The organism is Streptomyces albidus (ex Kaewkla and Franco 2022), assembly GCF_013870515.1.
GTDB classification, from domain to species: Bacteria; Actinomycetota; Actinomycetes; order Streptomycetales; family Streptomycetaceae; genus Streptomyces; species Streptomyces albidus.
Genome location: NZ_JACBXA010000228.1, coordinates 1 through 9,651, shown reverse-complemented (window position 1 = coordinate 9,651; position 9,651 = coordinate 1). Strand labels below are relative to the sequence as shown.

The following is a 9,651-nucleotide window of genomic DNA, read 5'->3' as shown; positions in this document are numbered from 1 at the left end:
TCCACTCGACGGGGACCACCGCTTCGGCTCCTGGCGGCAGGGCGGCGCCGGTCATGATGCGAGCTGCCTGGCCGCGCTCGACCACGGGAAGATCCCCGCTCCCCGCCGCGACGTCCCCCGTCACGGTCAGCACCGCGGGGAACTCCTCGGTGGCTCCCTCGACATCGGCGGTACGCACCGCATACCCGTCCATCGAGCTGTTGTCGAAGGGCGGGAGGGACGAGGGCACCGTGACGTCCTCGACGAGCACGCACCCCTGCGCGTCGAGCAGTTGGAGCTCGATGGGCTCCAAGGGGCGCACGCTGCTGAGGATGTCGTCCAGGTGCTCCTCGACCGACCAGGTCTCGCTCAACGCCTTACATCTCCTCGGTGACGAAGCTGCGCAGCCAAGCCCGGAAGTCCGGGCCCAGGTCCTCACGTTCGCATGCCAGTCTGACAATGGCGCGCAGGTAGTCGCCGCGGTCTCCGGTGTCGTAGCGGCGCCCGCGGAAGACGACGCCGTGCACGGGGCCGCCCAGGGAGGGCTCCGCGGCCAGCGTCTGCAGAGCGTCGGTCAGCTGGATCTCGCCGCCGCGGCCCGGTTCGGTCTTGCGCAGCACCTCGAAGACGGCCGGGTCGAGTACGTAGCGGCCGATGATGGCCAGGTTGGAGGGAGCCTCCGCGGCCGAGGGCTTCTCCACCAGGTCGGAGACCTTCACCACGTCGTCCTCGCCGGTGGCCTCGGCGGCCGCGCAGCCGTAGAGGTGGATGTTGTCCGGGTCGACCTCCATGAGCGCGATGACGCTTCCGCCGTGCTGCTCGCGTACCTGCGTCATGCGCGTCAGCAGCGGGTCGCGGGGGTCGATGAGGTCGTCTCCGAGAAGTACGGCGAAGGGCTGCTCACCCACGTGAGGAGCGGCGCACAGGACGGCATGCCCGAGCCCGCGGGGGTTGCCCTGCCGTACGTAGTGCATGGTCGCCAGGTCGCTGGACTCCTCGACCCTGCTGAGCTTGGTGGCGTCGCCCTTGTCGCGGAGGACCTGCTCGAGCTCGTAATTGCGGTCGAAATGGTCCTCGAGCGGCCGCTTGTTGCGACCGGTGACCATGAGAACGTCCGACAGCCCGGCCGTAACGGCTTCCTCGACCACATACTGGATCGCAGGCTTGTCGACGACCGGGAGCATCTCCTTCGGCGTGGCCTTCGTTGCCGGCAGGAAGCGGGTGCCCAGACCCGCTGCCGGGATGACAGCTTTGGTGATCTGTGCTCGGGAAGTAGTCATGCCCCGCACGATAACCGGTGGCTTTGCGTCGAAGGTAAGGATTCGCTCTGATATGTAGCGATACGAGCAGGCCGGAAGGGATCGGAAGCCGCTGTGGGCGAAATCGACGCTAGTAAGGACGCGTTGCGGGAGAGCATCCTCGCGGTGAGGGCCCGGTTGACCGCAAGCGACGCGGAGGCGACGGCCACGGTCATCGCCGAACGCGCGCTGGAACTGCCGGAGCTCGCGGAGGCCCGTTCCGTCGCCGCGTATGTCTCCGTCGGCCGCGAGCCCGGGACGCTTCCGCTTCTGGAGGCGCTGCGCGCACAGGGCGTGCGGGTACTGCTGCCGGTGCTGTTGCCGGACAACGACCTGGACTGGGGTGTGTACGAGGGCGCGGAGAGTCTTGTACGCGCCGGGCGGGGGCTGTTGGAGCCTGACGGGCCGCGGCTCGGCCCCGAAGCCGTGACGGAGGTCGACGCGGTGCTGCTGCCCGGGCTGGCCGTCGACGGGCAGGGCCTCAGACTGGGGCGGGGCGGCGGTTCGTACGACCGCGTGCTGGCGCGCATCGGGGCAGCGGGGGCGCGGCCGGCGCTCGCGGTGCTGCTCTACGACGCCGAACTCGTCGGCAGCGTACCGGCCGAGCCGCACGATCTTCCCGTAGCGGCAGCGGTGACCCCGTCCGGGATCCACCGCTTCACCGCACCGCCTCCGCACCACTGACGAACCGGGCTGCCGGCGGGCACCGGCAGCCCGGACGACGAGCCCGCGCACTACGGCGTCAGGGCCATCTTGTCCTCGGTGCCCTTCTCCACTGCCTTCTCGCTGAACGCCCACGGAAGCATCGCGCCCACGGACCACTTGTCCATCTGGTCGACGTAGTGCGGGTTGTAGGCGTGACCGGAGGCGCCCGTGAGGTTGATCCAGCGCGACTTGTCGAAGTTGTCGAGGCTGACGACCATGCGCATCGAGGGCGCCCAGATCACTTCGTAGCCGCCGGCGGCGTTCCAACCCGTGGCGTTCACCGCGTCCTTGCCGCCGCCCAGGTCCCAGGGGCCGCGGTTGAGCAGGAACTGCATGAAGCCCGGACCGTCCGTGCCGATGGTCTGGTTCTTCAGCATCAGGTGGTGCAGGCGCCCCCAGCTCCAGGTGTCTATGTCCTTGCCGAGCTTGGAGGTCAGCTCCCAGCGGGCGTTCTTCATGGCGTGCGCGAGCAGCTCGTCGCGGTCGCGGTCACCGGGGCGGGCCTTGTTGCCGGGGGTCTTCCACCAGTCGCTGTCGGAATCCTTGATGAGCTTCCGCACGACCTCGTACCAGCGGTCGCCGCCGTCCGGCTGGCCCGAACCCGCGTCCCTGAGCCCGCACTCGCGCACCAGGCGGGTGTCGCCGCTCAGATCGTCCACCGGGCGGGACTCGTCGGAGGGACGGACGTTCAGGCAGTCGCCCTTGACGCGCAGTTCCTTGGGCAGCTTGTTGCCGAAGGCGAGCAGCAGCATGTTGCGCCAGACGGCGTTGAAGTAGGCGGCGGGTGCCGAGTCGGCGTCCTGGGTGTAGGTCCAGCCTTCGAGCAGTTGCTGGGCCTCGCGTACGTAGCCGTCCTTCACGTCGATCTTCAACAGGTACGGCACGAGCAGCTTCGCGATCTCACTGCTGTTGTCCATCTGCATGGTCTGCATGTCGCCCATGGAGATCTTGCCGCCGTCCTCGACCTTCGAGCTGATCAGATCGTTGATCCGCTGGCTGCGTGTGCCGTAGCCCCAGTCCTTGGTCAGCGTGTACGGGTACTTCTTCTCGTCGACGACGGCCTGGTTGGCGGTCACTATGTATCCGCGTTCGGGGTTGTACTCCCACGGCAGCGCCTTCTGCGGCACGTAGCTCTTCCAGCGGTAGCGCGGGTCCCAGCCGGGGGCGGGGTAGCGTCCGTCGCCCGCGCCGCGCACGGGGATGCGGCCCGGCGCCTGGTAGCCGATGTTGCCCCGGGTGTCGGCGTAGATCAGGTTCTGCGAGGGCACCGCGAAGTCGGCGGCGGCGGCCCGGAACTCCTTGAAGTCGGAAGCGCGGTTGAGCTTGAAGACCGCGTCCATCGTCTTGCTGGGGCTCAGCGCCGTCCAGCGCAGTGAGACGCCGTAGCCGTCTTCCCGGTCGGGGGCGGCGTTGTCGACGGGGGCCTCGTCGCCGACCTTGCGCAACTCGCTGTCCCGGTCGGAGATGACGGGCCCGTTGTTCGTCTCGCGCACGGTGATCTCGCGGCTCGAGCCGCCCGCGACCTTGATGGTCTCCTGACGGGTCTTGTACGGGCGCCGCCTGCCGTCGTACAGATAACCGCCGTCGCGGAACCGCTCCAGATACAGGTCGGTGACGTCGGCGCCGAGGTTCGTCATGCCCCAGGAGATGTCCTGGTTGTGGCCGATGACGACGCCCGGAAGGCCCGAGAAGGTGAAGCCCGACACGTCATAGGGACAGGACTTGCTGACCGTCCTGCAGTGCAGGCCCATCTGGTACCAGATGGACGGCAACTGCGGTGAGAGGTGCGGGTCGTTGGCGAGCAGCGGCTTGCCGGTCGTCGTGTTCTGCCCTGAGACGACCCAGGAGTTGGAGCCGATGCCGCTGTTGCTGGGGCCGAGAAGTGCGGGGATCTTGTCGAGCTGAGTGGCCACGGAGCCGAGCTTGCTGCTTGCGTCCTTGACGGCCTGATGTGCTCCGGGGGAGTTCCGTCGTGCGGTGACGGAGTCGCCCTGGGCTTCGAAGTTCTTGCCGCCGGGGTCTATCCCGCCGTCGACGATGGGCTTGTTCCGGTCGGCGGGGTAGTCCGGATACAGCTCCTCGATCTGCTGCGACGTGAGGCGGCTCGACATCAGCGCCCGGTCGATCTCGGACGACATGTTGGCGCGCAGGTCCCACGCCATCGCCTTGAGCCAGGCCACGGAGTCGACGGGGCTCCACTTGTGCGGCTTGTAGTCGCCGGAGAGGTCGAGAGCAGCGAACTCGAGGGAGGCGGCAGATCCCTTGTGGTCCTTGAGGTAGGCGTTGACGCCCGCCGAGTACGCCTTGAGGTTGGCCTTCGCCTCCGGCGAAAGGCCCGCGTACTCCCGCTCGGCCACGCGGCGCCAGCCGAGCGTCCGCAGGAACGCGTCGGTCTTCACCTGCCCCGGGCCGAACATCTCCGACAGCCGCCCTGCCGTCATGTGACGCCGTACGTCCATCTCCCAGAAGCGGTCCTGCGCCTGCACGTAGCCCTGGGCGGTGAAGAGGTCGTTCGAACTGTCCGCGTACACCTGCGGGATGCCCTCACGGTCCCGCTGGACGGTGACGGGGTCGTCCAGGCCCTTGAGCTTCAGCGAACCGGTGGTCTGCGGGAAGGAGTCGCGAACGGTGCTCATGGTCCAGAACGTGCCGCCCCCGATGCCGACCACGAGCAGAAGCACGACTGTGATCACTATCAGGCGGGCGCGTCGCGAGGTCTTCTTGGCGGGCATCTCTGTCCTTCGAGGGCAGGCTGGACCTTGGGCGTGCGGAGCGGGAGCGAATCCACGCTGGAGCAACCATAGGCGGAGCATGCGCGGCGCTACACAGGGAGTCACCACCGAACCGGATGCGACATTCAAGCAATGGTAAATTGTTAGGTACGCGAACGAACTCGCGGCTGTGAAAGGGACTTCACCGCTCGCCCCTGAGAGAGGATCCGCCCCTGACTGTCGACCGCCTCAACCAGCTCCTGCTCCTCAGCACCCTCGTCCTGCTCTTCGCGGTCGCGGCCGTCAAACTCTCCTCCCGCAGCGGACTGCCCAGCCTCCTGGTCTACCTCGGGATCGGCATCGCCATCGGACAGGACGGTCTGGGACTGCAGTTCAGCAACGCGGAACTGACCCAGACCCTCGGCTACGCCGCCCTCGTCGTGATCCTCACCGAGGGAGGTCTGAGCACCAAGTGGCGGGAGATCCGGCCCTCGGTGCCGGCCGCCGCGGTGCTCTCGACCGTCGGTGTGGGTGTGAGCGTGATGGTCACGGCCACCGCGGCCCACTACCTCGTCGGGCTCAACTGGCAGACGTCACTGCTGATGGGCGCGGTCGTCTCCTCGACCGACGCCGCCGCGGTCTTCTCCGTGCTGCGCAGCGTTCCGCTGCCGAAGCGGCTGACGGGCGTGCTGGAGGCCGAGTCGGGATTCAACGACGCTCCCGTCGTCATCCTGGTCGTCTCCTTCTCCACGCTCCACGTCTCCGGGAGCAACTGGTACGTGCTGGTGGGCGAGATCGTCCTGGAGCTGTTCATCGGGCTGGTCGTCGGACTCGTGGTGGGACGGCTCGGCGCCCTGGGGCTGGGACGGGTGGCGCTTCCCGCCTCCGGTCTCTATCCGATCGCCGTGATGGCGCTGTGCGTTCTCGCCTACGCGGGCGGTGCGATCGCACACGGCTCCGGGTTCCTCGCGGTCTACGTCACCGCCCTGCTCCTGGGCAACGCACGGCTGCCGCACCGGCCCGCCGTACGCGGCTTCGCCGACGGGCTGGCCTGGATCGCGCAGATCGGTCTCTTCGTGCTGCTGGGCCTGTTGGTCACACCGCACGACCTCCTCGAGGACTTCTGGCCGGCGATCATCGTCGGACTCGCGCTGACCGCGGTGGCCCGGCCCCTGTCGGTGCTGTGCAGCCTGCTGCCCTTCGCCTACCGCTGGCGGGACCAGGCGCTGCTGTCCTGGGCCGGTCTGCGCGGCGCGGTGCCGATCGTGCTGGCGACGATCCCGAGAGTCGCCGACGTCGAAGGCAGCGAACGCATCTTCAACATCGTCTTCATGCTCGTGATCATCTACACGGCCGTGCAGGGCCCGACGCTCCCCTGGCTCGCGCGCAAACTGCGTCTGAGCGACTCCGACGAACCGATGGACGTGGACATCGAGTCCGCCCCGCTGGAACGGCTCCGCGGTCACCTGCTGTCCGTGGCCATTCCGGACCACTCGAGGATGCACGGCGTCGAGGTCGCCGAACTGCGCATGCCGCCGGGAGCCGCGGTCACCCTGGTCGTACGGGACGGAAGCAGCTTCGTACCCCTGCCGACGACCATGCTCCAGCACGGCGACGAACTACTCGTGGTGGCCACCGATCCGGTACGGGACGCCGTGGAGCAGCGGCTCCTGGACGTGGGCCGAGGCGGCAAGCTGGCGGGCTGGCTGAAGCCGAACCCGCGAGCCTGAGGGGCCACTTCGGGGCAGGGGCGGGTGCCTCTCAGGGCACCTTCGTGTGCCGTTCTCAGGGTGTCGGGTCCCCTGCGACGGCCGTTATCCTGCTGTGGGTAAGACCAATCACCGATCCTGCCTGACGCAGGGCTGGCGCGAGTGGACGGCGGAGACGTCCCGCGCGAGAGGACAGCCCTCGGCGCCCATGGCGCGCTACCAGGCGGCAGAGAGGCTCGGCCGTGGCGAATACGGCCACCACGACCGGCGAACGCCGTCCCCGCTACGGAGACTTGCTGCGTACACCAGGGGCCTGGCGGTTCGTGCTCCCCGGCTTCCTGGCACGCCAGCCCATCGCGATGCTGGGCATCGGCACGGTGCTGCTGGTCGAGCACAGCACCGGCTCATACGGAGCGGCGGGCCTCGTCACCGCCGCCTCGGGCGTCGCCATGGCGCTGCTCTCGCCGCAAGGCGGAAAGCTCACCGACCGTTTCGGTCAGGGCGCGGTGCTCGTCCCCGCCGTCTTCCTGCACACCCTGGCGATCTCCCTGCTGATCGTGCTGGCGTTGCGGGAAGCACCTCTGTGGACGCTGTTCGCCGCGGCAGTGCCCGCAGGAGCGAGCACTCCCCCGATCAGTCCGATGGTGCGGGCCCGATGGTCGGCCTGCCTGGAGAAGAACTCTCCGCTGATGACGACGGCGGCGGCGTTCGAGTCGGTGACGGACGAGTTCACCTTCGTCGTGGGCCCGGTGCTCGCGACCGCGTTGTGCACCGGGGTGCATCCGGCGGCCGGGCTGATCGCGGAGGTGGCTCTGATAATCGGCGGCGGGCTTCTCTTCGCCGCTCAGCGCGGAACGGAGCCTCCAGCCCGGAAACGGGGCGCAGGGGCGGGAAGCGGGGCCGACGGCGACGCCGCTGTCCGCACGGACACCGGTGCTCGTACGGACGAGGGGCGCCGTGGACGGGGCAGGGCCAGGGCGTCCGGCACGGGACGGTCCGCCCAGTCGGCGTTGAGCGTCCCGGGCGTGCGCGTCCTGATCCCGGCACTGCTCGGCATCGGCGCCGTCTTCGGAGGCATGCAGGTCTCGGTGGCGGCGTTCACGCAGTCCGTCGGCGAACCGGAACTCAACGGCGTGCTCTACGGCGTCTTCGCCGCGGGCAACACCATGGCCGCTCTCGCCGTCGGGGCGATCCGGTGGAAGCGGAACCCGCACACGCGACTGCTGATCGCCTATCCGATGCTCGTCCTCGCGACCCTGACGCTGGCCGTGACGGCTCAACTGGCGCCGTGGCTCACACTGCTGGGCATGCTCGGTCTGCTCGCCGGGCTGTGCGTCGCACCGTCCATGATCACGAGCTTCACCCTGGTAGAGCTGCTGGTGCCGTCTGCTGTCCGCACCGAGGCCTTCACCTGGCTGACCGGTGCCGTGGCGCTGGGACAGGCGGCAGGATCGATGACGGCGGGACAGCTGACCGACGCCTTCGGAGCCGGCACCGGGTTCCTCGCTCCGCTCGCAGGTACGGGGCTGGCGCTGGCCGCGCTCGTCACGTTCCGACGGTGGCTGTCGGACCGGTCCGGCGGCGGGCACTCTCCGCGTGGAGTCGGTCACGGCGCTCCTGTCGCGGTGGACTGAAGCGCGGGAATACTGCACTATGGACCGTCGTTAGCACTCACCGAGTAAGAGTGCCAGGAGGAAGAACGTGCCGACGTATCAGTACCAGTGCACCGAGTGCGGCGAGGGCCTCGAGGTGGTGCAGAAGTTCACCGATGACTCGCTGACCGAGTGCCCCGACTGCGAGGGCCGCCTGAAGAAGGTGTTCTCGGCCGTCGGCATCGTCTTCAAGGGCTCCGGTTTCTACCGGAACGACAGCCGCAGCTCCTCGTCGAGCGCGTCCACGTCGTCGTCCTCCAGCTCTTCCGACTCCTCGTCCAAGAGCAACGGCGACAGCTCCTCGAAGTCGTCCTCGGACTCTTCCTCCTCCTCGTCGGACAGGGGCTCCTCGAAGTCGGGTTCGGCTTCCGGCTCATCCGGGGACAGCTCCTCGAAGTCCTCGAACAAGGCGAGCAGTTCGGCCGCCTGACGGCTGTGCCGGGTCGCACGGCCCGGCCCGTTCGCCTTGCGTGCTGCCCGTAGGCTGGCACACATGAGCGAACAGGCAGAGATCGGCGTCGTCGGCGGGTCCGGCTTCTACTCCTTCCTCGACGACGTGACCGAGGTCACAGTCGACACCCCCTACGGCGAACCGAGCGACTCGCTGTTCCTCGGAGAGCTGGCCGGGCGCCGCGTCGCCTTCCTGCCGCGCCACGGGCGCAAGCACCATCTGCCTCCGCACCGCATCAACTACCGCGCCAACATGTGGGCCTTGCGCTCCGCGGGGGTGCGCCAGGTGCTCGGCCCCTGCGCGGTCGGCGGCCTGCGGCCCGAGTACGGGCCTGGCACCCTGCTGGTGCCCGACCAGCTTGTGGACCGCACCAAGTCGCGCGCACAGACCTACTTCGACGGTGAGCCGCTCCCGGACGGGTCCGTGCCCCACGTCGTACACCTCACCTTCGCCGATCCCTACTGCGAGACGGGCCGCCAGGCCGCCCTCGCCGCCGCCCGCGACCACGGCTGGGAAGCGGTCGACGGCGGCACCATGTGCGTCGTGGAAGGGCCCCGCTTCTCCACCCGCGCCGAATCCGAGTGGCATGCGGCGCAGGGCTGGTCCGTGGTCGGCATGACGGGCCACCCGGAGGCGGCGCTCGCCCGCGAACTCGGGCTCTGCTACGCCTCGCTCTCCCTCGTCACCGACCTGGACGCCGGCGCGGAGTCGGGTGAGGGGGTCTCGCACGAGGAGGTCCTGCGGGTCTTCGGCGAGAACGTGGGGCGGCTGCGGAAGGTGCTCTTCGACGCGGTCGGCAAGCTGCCCGTGGAACGCGCCTGCGGATGCGGTCAGGCGCTGGGCGGGCTGGACCCGGGCATCGAACTGCCGTAGGCCGTAAGCCCGGAATCGGGCCGCGGGTTGCGCCTTGCGTCTCTGAGACCGGCTCCCGGCCTCGGCGCGAAGGCTGCTGACGAGGGACGCTGTGCGCTGTCGACTCCATCGAGTGACGGCTTTGTCCACAACTGCCTTGTTATCCACAGCTCTCAGCGGGTTTCGATGATTTCGTGCACCGTTGCTTCGGAAAGCTGAACTTCCGACGGCAGGCGGTGAGCGTGATGCCCCGAAACTTCGAGCCCGACCGCGGGGGCGGCGTCGACGGGCGTC

At 68.8% G+C, this 9,651-nt stretch carries 7 protein-coding genes and 1 pseudogene; 5 read left to right on the top strand and 3 right to left on the bottom strand.

The genetic code is table 11. The features are described from left to right. Positions 1–352, bottom strand: a pseudogene (locus H5J26_RS24630) (molybdopterin molybdenumtransferase MoeA); the annotation flags it as partial. A 4-nt stretch (positions 353–356) separates the two neighbouring features. After that, positions 357–1,259, bottom strand: coding sequence for a UTP--glucose-1-phosphate uridylyltransferase GalU (gene galU, locus H5J26_RS24625; protein WP_181768148.1), 903 nt, complete (start codon positions 1,257–1,259; stop codon positions 357–359). Positions 1,260–1,352: 93 nt separating this feature from the next. On the opposite strand from galU, the gene H5J26_RS24620 reads away from it, so the two are divergent. Continuing rightward, positions 1,353–1,961 (top strand): 5-formyltetrahydrofolate cyclo-ligase, encoded by a 609-nt coding sequence (locus tag H5J26_RS24620; RefSeq protein WP_181768147.1) that lies wholly within the window; start codon positions 1,353–1,355, stop codon positions 1,959–1,961. A 50-nt stretch (positions 1,962–2,011) separates the two neighbouring features. Here the strand turns inward: H5J26_RS24620 and H5J26_RS24615 are convergent, their stop codons facing one another. Beyond that, positions 2,012–4,714 carry a penicillin acylase family protein gene (locus H5J26_RS24615; protein WP_181768146.1) on the bottom strand — a complete coding sequence of 901 codons (2,703 nt, stop codon included), beginning with the start codon at positions 4,712–4,714 and terminating at the stop codon, positions 2,012–2,014. Positions 4,715–4,908: 194 nt separating this feature from the next. Between H5J26_RS24615 and H5J26_RS24610 the strand changes: the two genes are divergently transcribed. The 4 genes from H5J26_RS24610 to H5J26_RS24595 all read left to right on the top strand — a co-directional run bounded on the left by H5J26_RS24610 (position 4,909) and on the right by H5J26_RS24595 (position 9,378). Continuing rightward, positions 4,909–6,423 carry a potassium/proton antiporter gene (locus H5J26_RS24610; protein ID WP_181768150.1) on the top strand — a complete coding sequence of 505 codons (1,515 nt, stop codon included), beginning with the start codon at positions 4,909–4,911 and terminating at the stop codon, positions 6,421–6,423. Between the two features lie 221 nt (positions 6,424–6,644). Then, complete coding sequence (locus tag H5J26_RS24605; protein WP_309238057.1) at positions 6,645–8,036, top strand: MFS transporter; 1,392 nt, start codon at positions 6,645–6,647, stop codon at positions 8,034–8,036. 67 nt (positions 8,037–8,103) lie between these two features. Next, the gene (locus H5J26_RS24600) at positions 8,104–8,484 is read left to right on the top strand and encodes an FmdB family zinc ribbon protein (RefSeq protein ID WP_181768145.1); all 381 of its coding nucleotides are present in this window, start codon (positions 8,104–8,106) and stop codon (positions 8,482–8,484) included. 63 nt (positions 8,485–8,547) lie between these two features. Further along, positions 8,548–9,378 carry an S-methyl-5'-thioadenosine phosphorylase gene (locus H5J26_RS24595; protein WP_181768144.1) on the top strand — a complete coding sequence of 277 codons (831 nt, stop codon included), beginning with the start codon at positions 8,548–8,550 and terminating at the stop codon, positions 9,376–9,378. The last annotated feature ends 273 nt before the right edge of the window (positions 9,379–9,651 follow it).